Source organism: Amycolatopsis vastitatis (assembly GCF_002234595.1).
GTDB lineage: Bacteria > Actinomycetota > Actinomycetes > Mycobacteriales > Pseudonocardiaceae > Amycolatopsis > Amycolatopsis vastitatis.
This window is the reverse complement of record NZ_NMUL01000066.1, coordinates 1-20,515: the sequence shown is the minus strand read 5'-3', so window position 1 is coordinate 20,515 and position 20,515 is coordinate 1. Positions and strand designations below refer to the sequence as shown.

Annotated in this window: 14 protein-coding genes; all 14 read left to right on the top strand. The window is 70.2% G+C overall.

The features are described 5' to 3' along the window. Positions 1 to 69 precede the first annotated feature (69 nt). The 14 genes from CF165_RS44170 to CF165_RS44105 all read left to right on the top strand — a co-directional run bounded on the left by CF165_RS44170 (position 70) and on the right by CF165_RS44105 (position 20,502). Positions 70 to 1,113, top strand: a complete 1,044-nt coding sequence (locus CF165_RS44170; protein WP_093953572.1) for a LacI family DNA-binding transcriptional regulator — start codon at positions 70 to 72, stop codon at positions 1,111 to 1,113. Between the two features lie 140 nt (positions 1,114 to 1,253). Further along, positions 1,254 to 2,237 carry an ABC transporter substrate-binding protein gene (locus tag CF165_RS44165; RefSeq protein WP_093953571.1) on the top strand — a complete coding sequence of 328 codons (984 nt, stop codon included), beginning with the start codon at positions 1,254 to 1,256 and terminating at the stop codon, positions 2,235 to 2,237. 133 nt (positions 2,238 to 2,370) lie between these two features. Then, positions 2,371 to 3,873: a sugar ABC transporter ATP-binding protein gene (locus CF165_RS44160; RefSeq protein ID WP_167441758.1), complete on the top strand. Its 1,503-nt coding sequence runs from the start codon at positions 2,371 to 2,373 to the stop codon at positions 3,871 to 3,873. A gap of 5 nt (positions 3,874 to 3,878) precedes the next feature. Then, complete coding sequence (locus CF165_RS44155) at positions 3,879 to 4,916, top strand: ABC transporter permease (protein ID WP_439098550.1); 1,038 nt, start codon at positions 3,879 to 3,881, stop codon at positions 4,914 to 4,916. Next, positions 4,913 to 5,896 carry a galactofuranose ABC transporter, permease protein YjfF gene (gene yjfF, locus CF165_RS44150; RefSeq protein WP_093953568.1) on the top strand — a complete coding sequence of 328 codons (984 nt, stop codon included), beginning with the start codon at positions 4,913 to 4,915 and terminating at the stop codon, positions 5,894 to 5,896. Before CF165_RS44155 ends, yjfF begins: the two co-directional genes overlap by 4 nt. 55 nt (positions 5,897 to 5,951) lie before the next feature. Further along, complete coding sequence (locus CF165_RS44145) at positions 5,952 to 9,776, top strand: alpha-L-arabinofuranosidase family protein (RefSeq protein WP_093953567.1); 3,825 nt, start codon at positions 5,952 to 5,954, stop codon at positions 9,774 to 9,776. A gap of 71 nt (positions 9,777 to 9,847) precedes the next feature. Beyond that, positions 9,848 to 11,509, top strand: coding sequence for a ribulokinase (araB, locus tag CF165_RS44140; protein WP_093953566.1), 1,662 nt, complete (start codon positions 9,848 to 9,850; stop codon positions 11,507 to 11,509). Further along, positions 11,509 to 12,186 (top strand): L-ribulose-5-phosphate 4-epimerase, encoded by a 678-nt coding sequence (locus CF165_RS44135; protein ID WP_093953565.1) that lies wholly within the window; start codon positions 11,509 to 11,511, stop codon positions 12,184 to 12,186. Before araB ends, CF165_RS44135 begins: the two co-directional genes overlap by 1 nt. 18 nt (positions 12,187 to 12,204) lie before the next feature. Beyond that, positions 12,205 to 13,713: an L-arabinose isomerase gene (gene araA, locus CF165_RS44130; protein ID WP_093953564.1), complete on the top strand. Its 1,509-nt coding sequence runs from the start codon at positions 12,205 to 12,207 to the stop codon at positions 13,711 to 13,713. A gap of 17 nt (positions 13,714 to 13,730) precedes the next feature. Then, entirely contained in the window at positions 13,731 to 14,834 is a 1,104-nt protein-coding gene (gene chvE, locus CF165_RS44125) for a multiple monosaccharide ABC transporter substrate-binding protein (protein WP_093953563.1), read from the top strand. After that, positions 14,831 to 16,351: a multiple monosaccharide ABC transporter ATP-binding protein gene (gene mmsA, locus CF165_RS44120; RefSeq protein WP_093953562.1), complete on the top strand. Its 1,521-nt coding sequence runs from the start codon at positions 14,831 to 14,833 to the stop codon at positions 16,349 to 16,351. Before chvE ends, mmsA begins: the two co-directional genes overlap by 4 nt. Further along, entirely contained in the window at positions 16,348 to 17,568 is a 1,221-nt protein-coding gene (gene mmsB / locus CF165_RS44115; RefSeq protein ID WP_093953561.1) for a multiple monosaccharide ABC transporter permease, read from the top strand. Before mmsA ends, mmsB begins: the two co-directional genes overlap by 4 nt. A 180-nt stretch (positions 17,569 to 17,748) precedes the next feature. After that, positions 17,749 to 18,441: a glycoside hydrolase family 12 protein gene (locus CF165_RS44110; protein ID WP_093953560.1), complete on the top strand. Its 693-nt coding sequence runs from the start codon at positions 17,749 to 17,751 to the stop codon at positions 18,439 to 18,441. Positions 18,442 to 18,453: 12 nt separating this feature from the next. Then, on the top strand, positions 18,454 to 20,502 hold the full coding sequence (locus tag CF165_RS44105) for a glycoside hydrolase family 2 protein (protein WP_240522083.1): 2,049 nt from the start codon (positions 18,454 to 18,456) through the stop codon (positions 20,500 to 20,502). The last annotated feature ends 13 nt before the right edge of the window (positions 20,503 to 20,515 follow it).

Below are 20,515 nucleotides of genomic sequence, written 5' to 3'. Positions count from 1 at the left end.
ACACTAACTCCGCGTCGCCACCGGAACAGGTGACGCAGACCATGTCGGAGCGGACGGAAGGGGACGCCGGTGGCCGAACGACCCCGCTCCGGCGGACCCGTGAAGGTGACCGCGGCCGGCACGCGGCAGCCGAGCCTGACCGACGTCGCGGGTGTCGCGGGCGTGTCCCACATGACCGTGTCCCGGGTGATCAACGGGACCGGCCCGGTGCGCCCCGAGACCCGCGCCCGGGTGCTCGCCGCGATCGAGGAACTGGGCTACCGCCCCAACTCCGCGGCCCGCGCGCTGGTCACCGGGCGGACCGGCACGCTCGGCGTCGTGGCGCTCGAGTCCAATCTGTACGGTCCGGCCAGCACGCTGTACGGCATCGAGAACGCCGCCCGGGAAGCCGGGTACGCGATCACGATCTCCAGCGTGAGCCGTCCGGGCCGGTCGTCGATCGCGGACGCGGTGGAAAACCTGCGCCGCCAGGCGGTCGAGGGCGTCATCGTCATCGCCCCGCACGTCAGCGCCGGCCGGGCGCTGGAAGCCGCGCCCGCGGACTTCCCGGTCGTCGCGGTCGGTGGCGGCGAGGCCGCGCCGGTCCCGGTGATCTCCGTCGACCAGCGCGACGGCGCCCGCCGGGCCACCGAACACCTCCTGGCGCTGGGCCACCGCACCGTGTGGCACATCGCCGGGCCGGAGGACTGGCTGGAGGCCCGTGACCGCGAGCTCGGCTGGCGGGAAACCCTGGAACGCCACGGTGTCGGCGTCCCACGGGTGATCCGGGGCGACTGGAGCTCGCGCTCGGGCTACGAGGCGGGGCGATCCCTCGCCAAGGAACACGATCTGGACGCCGTCTTCGCCGGCAACGACCAGATGGCACTGGGCCTGCTGCGGGCATTCGCCGAAGCGGGCATCTCGGTGCCGCGGGACGTGCGCGTGGCGGGCTTCGACGACGTCCCCGAGGCGGCGTACTTCACGCCGCCGCTGACGACGGTGCGCCAGGACTTCATCGAAGTCGGACGGCGTACGTTCGGCCTGCTGGCCGGACGGATGGACGGAGGCGACCGGCACGCGCGCGCCCTGGTCGTCCCCGAGTTGATCGTGCGCGAAAGCACCGGACCGCGGTAGCGCGGCGGCCGGCGGGGACCCGGTGGTTCCCGAGGGATTGTTAGCGCTAACACGCAACAACCAGTTTTGATCAGACGCAGCATCCCCCGAGTAGTCCCCATACACACAGGTTTTTCCCACTGATCATCGTCGATCGAGGAGTGAACGTGCTGAAGAAGCGATGGGCCGCCGCGGCGGCCGCGGCGGCCGGACTCGTGCTGCTCACCGCCTGCGGGAGTGGCGGTTCGTCCGGCAGCTCGGCCGGCGGAACCGTCACGCTCGGCTTCGCCCAGGTGGGCGCCGAGAGCGGCTGGCGGACGGCGAACACCAAGTCGATCCAGGAGTCGGCGAAGTCCGCCGGGATCGAGCTGAAGTTCTCCGACGCGCAGCAGAAGCAGGAGAACCAGATCTCCGCGATCCGCTCGTACATCCAGCAGAAGGTCAAGGTCATCGCCTTCTCGCCGGTCGTCGAGTCCGGCTGGGACACCGTCCTGAAGGAAGCGAAGACCGCCAACATCCCGGTCATCCTGACCGACCGCGCGATCGACTCGCCGGACAAGTCCCTCTACAAGACCTTCCTGGGCTCGGACTTCGTCGCCGAGGGCAAGAAGGCGGGGGAGTGGCTGACCAAGGAGTACGGCAGCGCCACCGGCCAGGTGAACATCGTCGAGCTGCAGGGCACCACGGGCTCGGCCCCGGCGAACGACCGCAAGAAGGGCTTCGCGGACGTCATCGCGGCGGACCCGAAGTACAAGATCGTCGCCTCGCAGACCGGTGAGTTCACCCGCGCCAAGGGCAAGGAGGTCATGGAGGCCTTCCTGAAGTCCCAGCCCAAGATCGACGTGCTCTACGCGCACAACGACGACATGGCCCTCGGCGCCATCGAGGCCATCGAAGCCGCGGGCAAGGTCCCGGGCAAGGACATCAAGATCGTCTCGGTGGACGCCGTGAAGGACGGGATGCAGGCGCTGGCCGACGGCAAGATCAACCACATCGTCGAGTGCAACCCGCTGCTCGGCCCGCAGCTGATGGACCTGGTCAAGAAGGTCGCCGCGGGCGAGCAGGTGCCCGCCCGCATCGAAACCCAGGAGACCGAGTTCGACCAGGCCGCGGCCAAGACCGCGCTGCCGCAGCGTCAGTACTGACAACCGCCTGCGGGTCGTGAGTGGGAAACAGTGTTAGAACACTGTTTCCCACTCACGACCCCGGCACCGAGCGACAGTCGCGCGATCCGACGCAACCCTCCCCGGAGCACACCAAATGCCTGAACCGCAGCCCATGGTGCGGATGAGCGGTATCCGCAAGGAGTTCCCCGGCGTCCTCGCCCTGGACGGGGTCGACTTCCGGATGTACCCCGGCGAAGTCCACGCCCTGATGGGCGAGAACGGCGCCGGCAAGTCCACCCTCATCAAGGTGCTCACCGGGGTGTACGGGGTGGACGCGGGCTCGATCGAACTCAACGGCGACGACGTCGCCTTCAGCGGGCCCGGCGAGGCCCAGCAGGCCGGCATCAGCACGGTCTACCAGGAAGTCAACCTCTGCCCGAACCTGTCGGTGGCGGAAAACGTCTGCCTCGGCCGGGAACCCCGCCGCTTCGGCCGCATCCAGTGGGGCCCGATGCGGAAGCGGGCCGAGGAGCTGCTGGCCCGGCTGGACGTCCACGTGGACGTCTCGGCCGAGCTGTCCACCTGTTCCATCGCGGTACAGCAGCTGGTCGCGATCGCCCGCGCGCTCGACGTCGACGCGCGGGTGCTCGTCCTCGACGAGCCGACGTCCAGTTTGGACGCCGGCGAGGTCGAGCAGCTGCTGAAGGTCGTGCGGTCCCTGCGCGAAAGCGGGATGGCGATCCTGTTCGTCTCCCACTTCATCGACCAGGTCTTCGCCATCGCCGACCGGATGACCGTGCTGCGCAACGGAAAGCTGATCGGCGAGTACCGCACCGCGGACATCACGCCGGTCGAACTGGTCACGAAGATGATCGGCAAGGAACTGGAAGTCCTCGAGGACCTGGAGGACTCCGGTCCCAGCCGGGCCGAGGTCGCCGGCGCGCCGGTGCTGCTGGCCGCCGAGGACCTCGGCCGCAAGGGCGGCGTCGAGCCGTTCAGCCTCGCCATCCACGCCGGCGAGGTCGTCGGCCTGGCCGGCCTGCTCGGCTCCGGGCGCACCGAGCTGGCCCGGCTGCTCTTCGGCGCCGACCACTCCGACAGCGGATCGGTGACGGTCGACGGTGCCACGACGTCGCTGCGCACCCCGCGGGCCGGGCTCGACCACAAGATCGCGTTCCTGTCGGAGAACCGCAAGGCCGAAGGCCTGGTGGAGGAGCTGACGGTCCGCGAGAACATCGTGCTCGCGCTGCAGGCCTCGCGTGGCTGGGCGCGGCCGCTGTCCCGCCGCCGCCAGGACGAGATCGCCGAGAAGTACGTCAAGGCACTCGACATCCGGCCCGCCAACCCCGAAGCGCTGGTGGGCAACCTCTCCGGCGGCAACCAGCAGAAGGTGCTGCTGGCCCGCTGGCTGATCACCGAACCGCGGCTGCTGATCCTCGACGAGCCCACCCGCGGCATCGACATCGGCGCGAAGACGGAGATCCAGAAACTGGTCACCCAGCTCTCGGGCGAGGGGATGGCCGTCGTGTACATCTCCGCCGAACTGGAAGAGGTCCTGCGGCTGAGCCACCGGGTCGTGGTGCTGCGCGACCGGAAGGTCGTGGCGGTCCGGGACAACCAGGGGCTCACCGCGGACGACATCATGGCCACGATGGCCGAGGGGGTGCAGGCGTGAAAGGCTTGACGAAACAGCGGCTCTTCTGGCCCGTGGTGGCCCTGCTGGTGCTGCTGCTGGGCGACCTCATCGCGAGCCCCTCGTTCTTCAAGATCGAGCTGCGCGACGGGCACCTCTACGGGAACCTCGTCGACATCCTCAAGAACGGCGCCCCGCTGATCCTCATCGCGATCGGCATGACGCTGGTGATCGCCACCCGCGGCATCGACCTCTCGGTCGGCGCGGTCGTGGCGATCAGCGGCGCGCTCGCGTGCCTCTGGGTCAGCGACAACCCCGACGGGGTCGGCACCACGCTGATCGCGTTCGGGCTGGCGCTCGGGCTGTCGCTGGTGCTCGGGGTGTGGAACGGCTGGCTCGTCGCGGCACTGGGCATCCAGCCGATCATCGCCACGCTGATCCTGATGGTCGCCGGCCGGGGCATCGCGCAGCTGATCACCGACGGGCAGATCATCACCGTCAACTCCCACTCCTTCGAGTGGATCGGCAGCGGCTTCCTGTTCACCCTCCCCGGTGCGATCCTCATCGCGATCGCGGTGTTCGTGCTGGCTTCGGTGCTCGTCCGCCGGTCCGCGCTCGGCCTGCTGGTCGAGGCCGTCGGCGGCAACCCGGAGGCCAGCCGCCTGGCCGGCCTGCGCTCGGCGCGGCTGACCTGGCTCGTCTACGTCTTCTGCGCGCTGTGCGCGGGCATCGCCGGGCTGATGATCAGCGCGAACGTGCACAGCGCCGACGGCAACCACGCCGGCCTGTTCATCGAGCTCGACGCGATCCTCGCCGTCGTCGTCGGCGGCACCCAGCTGACCGGCGGCCGGTTCTCCCTCGGCGGGTCGGTGATCGGCGCGCTGCTCATCCAGACGCTCACCACCACCGTCTACGCCCTCGGCATCCCGCCCGAGTCGATCATGCTGTTCAAGGCCCTGGTCGTGCTCGCGGTGTGCCTGCTGCAGTCGCCGGCGTTCCGCCGCAAGTTCCGGCGGCGCCACGGAGCCCATCCGGTCACCCCGGCGCCCACAACCGCTCCGGAGAAGGTGGAGGTCACCGCATGACCACCCTCGCCCGCGTCAAGGGCTACCGGCCGCAGCAGCGGCACCTGCCGATCCTCGCCACGATGGCGTTGCTGATCGGGGCGTACATCTTCGGCGCGTCGAGCTACGAGGCGTTCGGCTCCGGGCAGGTCATCCTCGACCTGTTCATCAACAACGCCTTCCTGCTCGTGGTCGCGGTCGGGATGACGTTCGTGATCCTCACCGGCGGCATCGACCTGTCCGTCGGCTCGGTGGTCGCACTGTCCACAGTGGTCTCCGGTGACCTGCTCCAGAAGCACGGCTGGCCGGCGTACGCCGCGGTCGCGGTGGTGCTCGTGATCGGGGCCCTGCTCGGGGCCGGGATGGGCGCGCTGATCCACTTCTTCGAGATCCAGCCGTTCATCGCGACCCTGATCGGGATGTTCTTCGCCCGCGGCCTCTGCTACACGATCACCACCGAGGCCTACTCGATCGACAACGCGACGATCGCCACCCTGGCCCAGACGCAGATCCCGCTCGGCGGCGAGCTGCACATCTCGATCAGCGTGGTCGTGGCGCTGCTGGTGGTCGCCGCGGCGGCCTATGTCCTGGCCTTCACGCGCTTCGGCCGCACGGTCTACTCGATCGGCGGCAACGCGCAGTCCGCGATGCTGATGGGGCTCAAGACCGGCCGCACCAAGATCGCGGTGTACACGATCAGCGGCGTCTGCTCGGCACTCGGCGGCCTGCTGCTGGTGCTCTACAAGTCCTCCGGCGACCCGCTCAACGGCGTCGGCCTGGAACTGACCGCGATCGCCGCGGTGGTCATCGGCGGCACCATCCTCACCGGCGGCTCCGGCTACGTGCTCGGGACCGTGCTCGGGATCATGGTGCTGGGCATCATCCAGACGCTGATCACCTTCGACGGCACCCTCAACTCCTGGTGGACCTCGATCATCACCGGGGCTCTGCTGTTCGTCTTCATCGTCCTGCAACGCCTCGTCACCCGCCGAACCCGCTGAACCCCGCTCCGCCACCCCGGTGGATCATGTGGGCGCCCACACCCGAGGGAGAGTCATGCTCCGCAGACTGCGGCGGCCCATGGCCGTGCTCGCCGCCTTGGCCCTGTGCTCCGGCGTGCCGGTGGCGATCGCGCCGGCCGCGTCCGCCGACCCCGATCCCGCGCTGGCCGGGCACTGGGCCTTCGACGACGGCAGCGGGACGACCGCCGCCGACACCGCGGGCACGCACCCGGCGACGCTGACCGGGGGCGCGGGCTGGGGCCCGGGCATCCGCGGCGGAGCCTTGACGACCGACGGCACCAACGGCTTCGCCGACGCCGGCGCGCCCGTGCTCGACACCACCAAGAGCTTCTCCGTGAGCAGCTGGGTCAAACTCGACAAGACGTCCGGCTACCAGACGTTCGTCAGCGTCGACGGCACCCAGGTGAGCAACTTCTTCCTGCAGTTCCGCGACGACTCCCGCCGGTTCGCCTTCACCCGCCTCGCCGGGGACGCCCCGACCGACGGCGTCGTCGCGTCGGCGAACTTCGACCCCGTCGCCGGCCAGTGGTACCAGCTGACCGGTGTGTACGACTCGGCCGCGGCGACGCTGTCGCTCTACGTCGACGGCACCCGCCAGGCCACCGTCGCCGCGCCCACCGCCTGGGCGGGCACCGGCCACCTGGTGATCGGCCGCGGCAAGTACGGCGGCAACCCGGTGGACTTCGTCGACGGCACGATCGACGACGTCCGCGCCTACTCGGGCGCCGTGACCGCCGCCGGTGCCGCCCGCCTCGCCATCGCCGGGCACTGGGGCCTCGACGAGGGCACCGGCACGACCACGGCGGACGACTCCCTCGACGCGCGCACCGCCACCCTCACCGGCGGCGCGGCGTGGGGCGACGGTGTCGTCGGCCCGCACGGTGTCACCCTGAACGGCACCGACGCCGCGGTCGACGTCCCGGCCCCGGTCGTCGACACCGGGCAGAGCTTCTCGGTGTCCGCCTGGGTGAAGCCGACCGCGGCCACCGGCTTCCGGACCGCTGTCAGCGTCGACGGTTCGACGATCAGCGGCTTCTACCTCCAGCGCGCCGCCGACGGCCGCTTCGCCTTCACGCGCCGCGCGGGCGACGGCGACACCGCTTCATCCTCAGCGGTGTCGACGTTGCAGGCGCAGGCCGACCAGTGGCAGCACGTGGCCGGCGTCTACAACCGGGCGGCGGGAACGCTTTCCCTGTACGTCAACGGAACCCTGCAGCAGAGCGTCCCGTTCACCACGCCCTGGACCGCGTCCGGGCACCTGGAGATCGGCCGCGGCAAGTGGGCCGGCAGCCCGGTCGACTGGTTCGCCGGCGGCGTCGACGACGTCCGCGCGTACCCGACACCGCTGACCGCGTCCGCCGTCGCCGCGCTGGCCGCGAGCGGTTCGTGGCACTTCGACGAAGGCACCGGCACGGTCGCCCGTGACGCCTCGGCCAACGCCGCCGACGGCACGCTGCGCGGAGCCACCTGGACCGCGGGAGCGTCCGGCAAGGCCGTCCAGCTCGACGGCAAGTCCACTGTGGACATGGGCACCTCGCCCGCGTTCGACACCGGCACCGGCTCGCTGTCGCTGGCCGCCTGGTTCCGCACCACCGCGGCCGGCACCCTGGTCGACCACGGCGACGGCTACGCCCTCGGCGTGACCGGCGGCAAGCTCACCGCCCACGTCGGCACGATCCAGGTGACCACCAGCGGCGGCGGGCTCGCCGACGGCAACTGGCACCACGCGGCCCTGGTCCTCGACCGCGCCGCCCAGCGGCTCACCGTCTACGCCGACGGCGATGCCGCCGCGGTGACCAGCACCTGCGGCACGCCGTCGGGCACGACGCTGGACGTCTCCGCCTGCCCGGCGTCCGGGACCAGCACCGCCGCGTTCACCGTCGGGTCCGGGTTCACCGGCGCCGTCGACGAGGTCGAGCTGCGCCGCTTCCCGCTCACCGCGGACCGGATCGGCACCCTCGCCGGCGCCAACCAGCTGGCCGTCGACGCCAACGTCGTCCGCGCCAACACCCGGCCGACCACCTACGGCTCGATCCTCGAAGACATCAGCCACTCGGTCGAAGGCGGGCTCTACGCCGAGCTCGTCCGCAACCGCACCTTCAAGGAGGGCTACCAGCCCGGCAGCGGCGCGGGCGACACGCCGGTGCCGTACTGGTCGCTGCTCACCTCGGCGGGTGCCACCGGCACCTACGCGATCGACACCGCGACCCCGCTGAACACCGCGCTCGACCGCTCGCTGAAGCTGCACGCCGACACCGTCCCCGCGGCGGGCCGGGTCGCGGCCGCGAACGTCGGCTTCTACGGCGTCGCCGCGAAGCCGTCCACGAAGTACACCGGCAGCTTCTTCGCCAAGGGCACCTGGACCGGCGGCGTCCGCGTCAGCCTGGAGAAGCCGGATGGCACGGTGCTCGCGAGCAAGGACGTCCAGCCGGTCGGGCCTGCGTGGACGCAGCAGACGTTCAGCTTCACCACCCCGTCGACGATCACCGCGTCCACCGACAACCGGATCGTCGTGTCCCTGGTCAACAAGGGCAAGAAGGCACTGAGCGGGGACGCCTGGTTCCAGCAGGTGTCGCTGTTCCCGCCGACCTTCAAGAACCGGCCCAACGGCGTCCGCGCCGACCTCGGGCAGAAGCTCGCGGCGATGAAGCTGGGCCTGTTCCGCGTCCCCGGCGGCAACTACCTCGAGGGCAACACCCTCGACACCCGGTTCGCGTGGAAGAACTCCATCGGCCCGCTGGAACAGCGGCCCGGCCACCAGAACACCGCGTGGGGCTACTGGTCCACCGACGGCTTCGGCATCCTCGACTACCTGAAGCTCGCCGAGGACATCGGCGCCCAGCCGCTGCTCGCGCTGTTCGCCGGCTACACCCTCAACGGCCAGCACGTCGACCAGGCCGACTACCCGCAGTACGTCCAGGAAGCCCTCGACGAGATCGAGTACGCCATCGGCGACAGCTCGACGACGTGGGGCGCCAAGCGGATCGCCGACGGGCACGCGGCGCCGTTCGACCTGCACTACGTCGAGGTCGGCAACGAGGACTGGTTCGACGGCTCGGGCAGCTACGCCTGGCGCTTCACCGACATGTACAACGCCATCAAGGCGAAGTACCCGCAGCTGACGGTCGTCGCGACGACCGGCGGCCTGCAGGGCGGGGCGGCGTCGAGCACCTCGACCGGGGTGCGCCCGGACGCCGCGGACGACCACTACTACCAGTCGCCGCAGTGGTTCACCGACAACTCGACCCGCTACGACACCGCCGACCGCAGCGGCCCGGACATCCTCGTCGGCGAGTACGGCGCCCAGGACGGCCGGCCCACCGGCACCCTGGCCGCCGCCATCGGCGAGGCCGCGTTCCTCACCGGGCTCGAACGCAACAGCGACGTCGTCATCGGCTCGATGTACGCGCCGGTGCTGGTGCACGAGAACCAGGCCAACTGGCCGGTCAACCTGATCGGGCTCGACGCCGGGAGCAGCTACGGCTCGCCGTCCTACTGGGTGCAGCAGATGTTCTCCAGCACCCTCGGCAAGCAGATCGTGACCAGCCGCCTCAACCAGGGCAGCCCCCTGCGGCAGGTGGTCAACGTGACGACCAAGAGCGGAAGGAAGACCTTCACGGTCAAACTCGTCAACCCGACCGGGCAGGTGCAGACCGCACGGCTGTCGCTCACCGGCGTCACCGCCGTCGACGGCACCGGGACGCTCACCACGCTCACCGGCGACCCGGCGGGGCGCAACAGCCTCGCCGCGCCGACCGCCATCGTGCCGCAGACCAGGGAGATCACCGGACTCGCCGCGACGTCGAAGCTGACGTTGCCGGCCAACTCCGTGACGACACTGGTCCTCACCGGCCGCTAAGACCCCGGGACGCGGCGCGTTCACCGCCGCCCGCGCCGCGTCCCGGTCACCAATTCAGGAGGGAGGACACCGTGGGAGAACCACTCACCGTCGGCGTCGACTACGGCACGCTGTCGGGCCGCGCGGTGGTCGTGCGCGTGGCGGACGGGGCCGAACTGGGCTCCGCCGTCTTCGAGTACCCGCACGGGGTGCTCGACGAGACGCTGCCCGCCACCGGCCGCGCGCTGCCGCCGGAATGGGCGCTGCAGGTGCCCGCGGACTACGTCGGGGTGCTCCGCAACGCCGTACCGGCGGCGCTGCGGGACGCGGGGGCCGACGCGGCCGACGTCGTCGGCATCGCCACCGACTTCACCGCGTGCACGATGGTGCCGACGACCGCGGACGGCACGCCGCTGTGCGAACTGCCCGAGTTCGAAGGCAACCCGCACGCGTACGTGAAGCTGTGGAAGCACCACTCGGCGCAGCCGCAGGCCGTGCGCATCAACGAGCTGGCGCGCACCCGCGGCGAGAAGTGGCTCCCGCGCTACGGCGGGCTGATCTCCTCGGAGTGGGAGTTCGCCAAGGGGCTCGAGCTGTTCGAGGAGGCCCCGGACGTCTACGCCGCGATGCGGCACTGGGTCGAGGCCGCCGACTGGATCGTCTGGCAGCTCACCGGGACCTACGTCCGCAACGCCTGCACGGCCGGCTACAAGGGGATCCTGCAGGACGGCCAGTACCCGAGCCGCGACTTCCTCCGCGAGCTCGCCCCCGGCTTCGAGTCCTTCGTCGCCGACAAGCTCGAACACCCGCTGGGCCAGCTGGGTTCCCGCGCCGGTTCGCTGACCGCGGAAGCCGCCGCCTGGACCGGGCTGCCCGAGGGCATCGCGGTCGCCGTCGGCAACGTCGACGCGCACGTCACCGCGCCCGCCGCCCAGGCCGTCGAGCCCGGGCAGATGGTGGCGATCATGGGCACCTCGACGTGTCACGTCATGAACGGCGCCGAGCTGCGCGAGGTCCCCGGCATGTGCGGCGTCGTCGAAGGCGGCATCGTGGCCGGGCTGTGGGGGTACGAAGCCGGGCAGAGCGGTGTCGGCGACATCTTCGGCTGGTTCGTCGAGCACGGCGTCCCGGCGGCGTACGCGCACCCGGACGGCGTGCACGAGCACCTCACCCGGCTCGCCGCCCAGCAGGAGATCGGCGAACACGGCCTGGTCGCGCTGGACTGGCACAGCGGCAACCGGTCGGTGCTGGTCGACCACGAGCTCTCCGGCGTGATCGTCGGGCAGACGCTCGCCACCCGCGCCCAGGACGTCTACCGCGCGCTGCTGGAGGCCACCGCCTTCGGCACCCGCAAGATCATCGAGACGTTCAACGCCGCCGGGGTCCCGGTCACCGAGCTGATCATCGCGGGCGGCCTGACGAAGAACGCGCTGCTCATGCAGATCTACGCCGACGTCACGAACCTCCCGCTGTCGGTGATCGGCTCGGCGCAGGGACCCGCGCTCGGGTCGGCCATCCACGCGGCCGTCGCCGCCGGGGCCCACGCGGACATCCGCACGGCCGCCGCCGCGATGGGCTCGGTCCAGCGCGCGGTGTACCAGCCGGTGCCCGCGCACGTCGCCGCCTACGACGAGCTGTACGCCGAGTACACGCAGCTGCACGACTACTTCGGCCGTGGCGGCAACGATGTCATGCACCGCCTGGCGGCCCGCCGCCGCGCCGTTTCCCAGGCCGTCGCGAAAGGACAGTCCTGATGTCGCTGACCGGTGAAGTCCTCGACACCGTCGCCGAGCTGCGGGAGACCGTCGCGAAGCTGCACGGCGAGCTGACCCGCAACGCGCTGGTCGTCTGGACCGCGGGCAACGTCTCGGCGCGCGTCCCCGGGCGGGACCTGCTGGTCATCAAGCCGTCGGGGGTGTCCTACGACGACCTGTCCGCCGACACCATGGTCGTCACCGACCTGCACGGCGAGCTCGTCGAGGGCGAGCTCGCGCCCTCGTCGGACACCGCCGCGCACGCCTACGTCTACCGGCACATGCCGGAGATCGGCGGCGTCGTGCACACCCACTCGACCTACGCCACGGCGTGGGCGGCCCGCGGCGAGCCGATCCCGTGCGTGCTGACGATGATCGCCGACGAGTTCGGCGGGGAGATCCCGGTCGGGCCGTTCGCCCTGATCGGCGACGACTCCATCGGCCGCGGCATCGTCGAAACGCTTCGCTCGAGCCGGTCGCCGGCGGTGCTGATGCGCAACCACGGCCCGTTCACCGTCGGCCGCACCGCCCGCGCCGCGGTCAAGGCCGCGGTGCTGGTCGAAGAGGTGGCCCGCACCGTGCACAAGGCTTTCGAGCTCGGTACGCCCGAACCCCTGCGATCCGACGACGTCGACCGGCTCTACGCCCGGTACCAGAACGTCTACGGCCAGCACTGAACTCTCTCGAGGAGAACGATGACGCGCGCGTCGAAACCCGAAATCTGGTTCCTCACCGGCAGCCAGGGCCTCTACGGCGAGGAGACCCTGGAGCAGGTGGCCGGCCAGTCCCTGCGCATCCAGCAGTTGCTGGCCGCCTCCGGCGGGTTGCCCGCCGAGATCGTCGGCAAGCCGGTCCTGACCGAGGCCTCGTCGATCCGCCGGGTGCTGCAGGAGGCCAACGCCGACGCGTCGTGCGTGGGCGTGATCGCGTGGATGCACACCTTCTCGCCGGCCAAGATGTGGATCACCGGGCTGGACTCGCTGCGCAAGCCGCTGCTGCACCTGCACACCCAGCTCAACGAGGCGCTCCCGTGGTCCACGATCGACATGGACTTCATGAACCTCAACCAGGCCGCGCACGGCGACCGTGAGTTCGGGTTCATCCAGACCCGGCTCGGCGTGCCGCGCAAGACCGTCGCCGGCCACGTCAGCGACCCGGCCGTCGTCGCGCGGATCGACGCGTGGGCGCGGGCCGCGATCGGCGCCGACCACCTGCGGAACCTGCGGCTGGCCCGGTTCGGCGACAACATGCGCGACGTCGCCGTGACCGAAGGCGACAAGGTGGAGGCCGAGCTGCGGTTCGGCGTCTCGGTCAACACCTACGGGGTCAACGACCTGGTCGAACAGGTTGATAGTGTGTCCGAAAAGGACACAGTGGAGTCGCTGGTGGGGCGCTACGCCGACGAATACAACGTTGTGCCGGACCTGGCGGCCGGGGGAGCGCGGCACGAGTCGCTGCGCTACGCGGCCAAGATCGAGGCCGGGCTGCGCAAGTTCCTCACCGACGGCGGGTTCGGCGCGTTCACCACCAACTTCGAGGACCTCGGCGGCCTGCGGCAGCTGCCCGGCCTCGCCGTGCAGCGGCTGATGGCCGACGGCTACGGCTTCGGCGGCGAAGGCGACTGGAAGACCTCGGCGCTGCTCGCCGCGGTCAAGGCGATGAGCGTCGGCAAGAGCCTCGGCACGTCGTTCATGGAGGACTACACCTACCACTTCGGGCCGGGCACGCCGAAGATCCTCGGCGCGCACATGCTGGAGGTCTGCCCGAGCATCGCGGCGGCGAAGCCGTCGTGCGAGATCCACGCCCTCGGCATCGGCGGCCGCGAGGACCCGGTCCGGCTGGTGTTCGACGCCGCGCCCGGGCCCGGCGTCGTCCTCGGCCTGGTCGACCTCGGCGACCGGTTCCGGCTGGTGGCCAACGAGATCGAGGTCGTCGCGCCGGACGAGCCGCTGCCGAACCTGCCGGTCGCCCGTGCGGTCTGGGAGCCGGCGCCGTCGCTGTCGACGTCCGCCGAGTCGTGGATCACCGCGGGCGGCCCGCACCACACCGTGCTCACCCAGGCCGTGGGCACGGAGACCCTTCGCGACTTCGCGAACCTGCTCGGCGTCGAGCTGCTGGTCATCGACCAGGACACGACCCCGCACGGCTTCGCGGACCGCATCCGCTGGAACCAGGCCTACCACCGGCTCGCTCAGGGCTTCTGAGAAAGGAAGAAAGAACAATGAAGTTCAGCAGAGGAATCGCCGCGGTCGCGGCCGCGGGGCTCGTGCTCACGCTTTCGGCGTGCGGCTCGAGCCAGAAGACCGCGGACCAGGCGGCGCCGTCGGGCGCCAGCGCCGCGGGCGGCCTGGTCGGCGTCACCATGCCGACGAAGTCGTCGGAGCGCTGGATCCACGACGGCGACAACATCAAGTCGGCGCTGGAGAAGCTCGGCTACAAGGTCGACCTGCAGTACGCCGAGAACGACATCCCCACCCAGGTGAACCAGATCGAGAACCAGATCACCAAGGGCGCCAAGCTCCTGGTCATCGCCTCGATCGACGGCACCGCCATCACCACCCAGCTGCAGGAGGCGGCCGACAAGAAGATCCCGGTCATCGCCTACGACCGGCTGATCCGCAATTCACCGAACGTCGACTACTACGCCACCTTCGACAACTTCAAGGTCGGCGTCGAGCAGGCGAACTCGCTGGTCAAGGGCCTGGGCACGGGCGCGGGGCCGTTCAACATCGAGCTGTTCGCCGGTTCGCCGGACGACAACAACGCCACCTTCTTCTTCAACGGCGCGATGTCCGTCCTCAAGCCCCTGATCGACAGCGGCAAGCTGGTCGTCAAGAGCGGCCAGACCGACTTCGCCCGCGCGGCCATCCTGCGCTGGGACCCGGCCACCGCGCAGCGCCGCATGGAGGACCTGCTCACCAAGACCTACACCGGTGGCGCGAAGGTCCAGGGCGTGCTTTCGCCGTACGACGGCCTGTCGATCGGCATCCTGTCGGCGCTGAAGAGCAACGGCTACGGCACCGGCGGTCAGGCGTACCCGATCGTGACCGGGCAGGACGCCGAGGTCGCCTCGGTCAAGTCCATCATCGCCGGTGAGCAGTACTCGACGATCTTCAAGGACACCCGCAAGCTCGCCGACACCACCGTCAAGATGGCCGACGCGGTGCTCAAGGGCGGCAAGCCCGAGGTCAACAACACCACCGACTACGACAACGGCAAGAAGGTCGTCCCGTCCTTCCTGCTGCAGCCGGTCACCGTGGACAAGGCCAACTACGAGAAGGAACTCGTCGAGTCGGGCTACTACACGGCAGGTCAGCTGAAATGACCGAACTGCTCGGCATGCGCGGGATCACCAAGACCTTCCCCGGGGTCAAGGCGCTGTCGGACGTCACTCTTTCCGTGCGCCGCGGGGAAATCCACGCGATCTGCGGGGAGAACGGCGCCGGGAAGTCCACCCTGATGAAGGTGCTCTCGGGCGTCTACCCCCACGGGACGTACGACGGCGAGATCACCTTCGACGGGCAGCGGTGCGAGTTCGGGTCGGTGCGCGACAGCGAACGGCGCGGGATCGTGATCATCCACCAGGAGCTCGCGCTGTGCGGCCAGTTGTCGATCGCGGAGAACATCTTCCTCGGCAACGAACAGCAGAAGCGGGGCTGGATCGACTGGAACCGCACCAACCACGAGGCCGGCGCGCTGCTCAAGCGCGTCGGCCTCGCCGAAAACGCCACGCGGGCGGTGCAGGAGCTCGGTGTCGGCAAGCAGCAGCTCGTCGAGATCGCCAAGGCACTGTCCAAAGAGGTCAAGCTGCTGATCCTCGACGAGCCCACCGCGGCGCTCAACGACGACGACTCGGCCCACCTGCTCGAGCTGCTGCGCGGGCTGCGGGACGAGGGCGTCACGTGCGTCATCATCTCGCACAAGCTCGGCGAGGTGACGGCGATCGCCGACACCGTCACGATCCTGCGTGACGGCAAGACGATCGAAACGCTCGACGCGGCGGGGCTGACGGAAGAGCGCATCATCACCGGCATGGTCGGCCGCGACCTCGAGCACCGGTTCCCGCCGCGGGAACCGGAGATCGGCGAAGAGGTGCTGCGGATCGAGGACTGGACGGTGCACAGCCCGACCCAGGCCGGCCGGGTCGTCGTCGACAACGCGTCGCTTTCGCTGCGGCGCGGGGAGATCGTCGGCCTGGCCGGGCTGATGGGCGCGGGCCGCACCGAGCTCGCGATGAGCGTGTTCGGCCGGTCGTGGGGCAAGGACATCTCCGGGCGGGTCTTCAAGCACGGCAAGGAGATCGAGGTCCGGTCGGTGCAGGAGGCCGTCCGCCACGGCATCGCCTACGCCACCGAGGACCGGAAGCGCTACGGGCTCAACCTGATCGAGGACATCCAGCGCAACGTGTCCGCGGCCGGGCTGGGCAAGCTGGCCAAGCGCGGCTGGGTCAACGAGCACGCCGAGCACGACACCGCGAACTCCTACCGCCGGGACCTGCGGATCAAGGCGCCGAGCGTGCAGAGCGTGACCGGGAAGCTCTCCGGCGGCAACCAGCAGAAGGTCGTGCTGGCCAAGTGGATCTTCACCGACCCCGACGTGCTGATCCTGGACGAGCCGACCCGCGGCATCGACGTCGGCGCGAAGTTCGAGATCTACACGATCATCAACGAGCTGGCCGCGCAGGGGAAGGCCGTGCTGGTCATCTCCTCCGAGCTGCCGGAGCTGCTCGGGCTCTGCGACCGGATCTACGCGCTGTCGGCCGGGCGGATCACCGGCGAGGCGACCCGCGAACACGCGACTCAGGAACTACTGATGCAGTACATGACTAAGGAACGGGAATGACCACGACCGAAGCACGGCCCGCCGTGCCCCCGGTTGAGCGCTCCAAGCGGAGGATTTCGATCAACCCGCGACAGAGCGGTATCTACGTCGCGTTCGCGCTGATCGTGGTGCTGTTCGAGGTGCTCACCGGCGGCGCGCTGCTGGAGCCGCAGAACATCTCCAACATCATCGTGCAGAACAGCTACGTGCTGATCCTCGCGATCGGGATGATCCTGGTGATCATCTCCGGGCACATCGACCTGTCCGCCGGGTCGGTCGTCGCGATGACCGGCGCGGTGTCCGCCGTGCTGATGGTGAACTCGCACGTGCCGTGGTTCCTGGCGGTGCTGATCACCCTCGTCGTCGGCGCGGCGATCGGCGCGTGGCAGGGCTACTGGGTCGCCTACTTCGGCATCCCGGCGTTCATCGTGACGCTCGCCGGCATGCTGGCGTTCCGGGCGCTCACCCTGACGGTGCTGGGCAACCAGGGCATCGGCCCGTTCCCGGACGCGATCCGCACGCTGTCGAACGGCTTCACCGACGGCTACCTGGGCAACATCGCCCTCGGCCCGCTCGGCGGCGCCGACCTGGTGTCGCTGCTCGCCGGTGTCGCCGCGGTGGCCGGGATCGCGTTCACGCAGTGGCGCAAGCGCAAGGGCCGCCTCGGCTACGGCCAGGACGTCGACCCGTTCCCGCTCTTCGCGCTGAAGATCGCCGGGATCGCGGTGCTGGTGCTCGCGCTGGTCGTGCAGCTGGCGCGGTTCAAGAACCTGCCGTGGGTGCTGATCCTGCTCGCCGTGCTGGTGCTCGGCTACTCGCTGGTGGCGGGCAAGTCGGTGTTCGGCAGGCACATCTACGCCGTCGGCGGCAACCTGCAGGCCGCGACCCTGTCCGGGGTCAAGGTCAAGCAGGTGACGTTCTGGATCTTCGTCAATATGGGCGTGCTGGCCGCGCTGGCCGGGATCATCTTCGCCGGACGGCTCAACCAGGCGGGCCCGACGGCGGGCATCAACTTCGAGCTCGACGCGATCGCGGCGGCGTTCATCGGCGGCGCGGCCGTCCAGGGCGGCGTCGGCAAGGTGGTCGGCGCGATCACCGGTGGCCTGATCATGGCCGTGATCAACAACGGCATGTCCCTGATCGGCGCCCCGAGCGAGCGGGTGATGCTGGTGAAGGGTGTCGTCCTGCTCGCGGCGGTGGCCTACGACATCTGGACGAAGCGCCGCGCGGCTTCCTGAGCGCGCCGGCTCGGCAAAGGGGCTTTCCTCGTTCGCGGGGAAAGCCCCTTTCCGCGTTGTTCAATGAATTCGACGGAAAGCGATTTTCGAACTTCTCGAATGCGTTCGGCAATGCTTGACCACGCGCTGACCAGGCGGTCATAGTCTTGGTGAATCCCTCACCGACGACAGGACGTGACCATGCACAAAGTCGTGCGTTCCCTGCTGGTTTCGCTGACGGTGGCCGCTTCGGTGGCCACCTCGGCGGGTGTCGCTTCGGCGGCGACCTGGTCGTCTTCGGACAAATGGGCCACCTGGTCGGAAGGTGGCTACACCGTCCGCAACGACGTCTGGGGCAGCGGGGCGGGCCCGCAGACCATCTGGGCGAACTCCCACAGCAATTTCGGGGTCTGGTCGGACCAGCCCAACACCGGCGGTGTCAAGACCTACCCGCACTCGGCGAAGAACGTCGGCAAGAGGCTCAGCGCGCTCGGGAAGGTTTCGAGCAGTTTCAACGTCACCCGTCCCGGCAGCGGCGCCTACGAGACCGCCTACGACATCTGGGCGGACAACAACGCCTACGAGACCATGCTCTGGATGAACAAGCAGGGCGCGGTCGGGCCGCTGGGCAGCAAGCAGACCACCGCGACCGTCGGCGGTCACACCTGGGACGTCTACAAGGGATCGAACGGTTCGAACGCGGTGTTCTCGTTCGTCCGCACGTCGAACACGAACGCCGGGACGGTCGACGTGCTGGCCGTGCTGAACTGGATCAAGGCGCGCGGCTGGTTCGGGGACGTCACGCTCGGTGAAGTCCAGTTCGGCTTCGAGATCACCTCGTCGTCGGGCGGCCTGAACTTCACGACCAACAGCTACTCCGTCACCAATTCCTGAGTGGAGGGTCGCGTGCGCCGGTTCGTCCTCGCGGTGGTCACCGCGCTGCTGTGCTGCTTCTGCGTCCCGGTGGCGGTGGCGGCCGCCCCGGGCCACCCTCGCACCGAGACGGTGCTGGCCGGCGGCTGGCGGTTCCACCTCGGCGACGTCACCGGCGCCGCGGCCCCCGCCTTCGACGACAGCTCCTGGGCGCCGGTCTCGGTGCCGCACACGTGGAACGCGGCCGACGGCGCGGACGGCGGCGGGAACTACCGGAGGGACGTCGGGTGGTACCGGACCCGCCTGGCCGTCCCGGCCGGGGACCGGCGGGTCTTCCTCCAGTTCGACGGCGCGAACCTGGTCACCGACGTTTACGTCGACGGCCGGCACGCGGGGCGGCACGAGGGCGGCTACTCCGGGTTCCGCTTCGACGTCACCGCGCTCGCGCCCGCCGGGCGGACGGTGTCCGTCGCGGTCGCGGTCGACAACCGCAAGAACGCCGGCGTCGCCCCGCTCGACGGCGACTTCACCCTGTTCGGCGGCCTCTACCGCGACGTGAAGCTCGTCGTCGCCGACCCGGTGCACGTGGACGCGCTCGACTACGGCGACCCGGGTGTCTCGGTGCGGCAAAAGACACTGACGGCGGCGTCCGCCGACCTCGAGGCGACCACCAGGGTCACCAACGACACGGCCGCGGCGCGGCGGATTCCGGTCCGGACAGTGGTCCGGGACGCCGCGCGCCGCGTCGTGGCGGTCTCGGCGGGCGCGGTCACCGTCGGGGCCGGCTCGACCGTGCCGGTGACCTCCACACTGCGCGTGCGCGATCCGCACCGGTGGAACGGCGTGCGGGATCCCTACCTGTACTCGGTCACGGCGGAGGTGGGCGGGGACGCGGTGACCGTCCCGCTGGGACTGCGCACCTTCGCCGCCGACCCCGCGCGCGGCTTCCTGCTCAACGGCGTCCCGTACCCGCTGCACGGCGTGAACACCCAGCTGCCCAGCCGTCCGGACCGCGGCGCCGCGGTGTCGGCCGCCGACATCGACGCCGACTACGCGCTGATCGCCGAGCTGGGCGCGAACGCCGTCCGGATGGCCCACTACCAGCACTCGCCGCGCGAATACGACCTCGCCGACCGGCTCGGCCTGGTGGTGTGGACCGAGGTGCCGCTGGTCGGGTTCGTCACCGATTCGCCGGCCTTCACCGCGAACGCCGAGACGCAGGCGCACGAGCTGGTCCGGCAGAACGCGAACCACCCGTCGGTGGCGATGTGGGGCCTGGGCAACGAGCAGTACGTCTCCAGCCCGGCCGCCAACGCCGTGCTCGCCGCGGCCCAGGCCGTGTTCCGCGCCGACGATCCGGACCGCCTCACGACGTACGCCCACTGCTGCCTGTCCGACACCGACGCCCTCGCCGGGCACGCGGACCTGACCGGCTACAACCGGTACTACGGCTGGTACGTCCCGGGTGCCGCGAACCTGGGCACGTGGGCCGACGACCTCCACCGGGCCGACCCTGGCCGGCGGATCGCCGTCTCCGAATACGGGGCGGGTGCCAGCGTCCGGCAGCACGAACAGCACCCGGCGCCACCGGTGCCCGGCGGGCACTGGCACCCCGAGGAGTACCAGGCGGAGGTCGCCGAAGCGTCGTGGCGCGCGATCGAGGCGCGTCCGTACCTCTGGGGCAGCTTCGTGTGGGTCATGTTCGACTTCGCTTCGGACGGGCGCAACGAGGGCGACCGCCCGGGGATCAACGACAAGGGGCTCGTCACCGACGACCGCCTGACCGAAAAGGACGCTTTCTACTGGTACCAGGCGAACTGGTCGTCCCGCCCGGTCCTGCACATCACCTCCGCCCGCGACACGGTCCGGGCCACCGCCACGACCGACGTCAAGGTCTACGCCGGCACCGCGCCGGTGAGCCTTTCGGTCAACGGCGTCCCGCTCGGCACCCGGGTTCCCGGCGACCACATCGCCGTCTGGCCCGCCGTCGCCCTGCAGCCGGGCCCCAACGTCGTCCGGGCGACCTCCGTCCAGGACGGACGCCTCCGCACCGACACAGTCACCTGGACCCGGCAGCCGTGACGGTCGTGAGTGA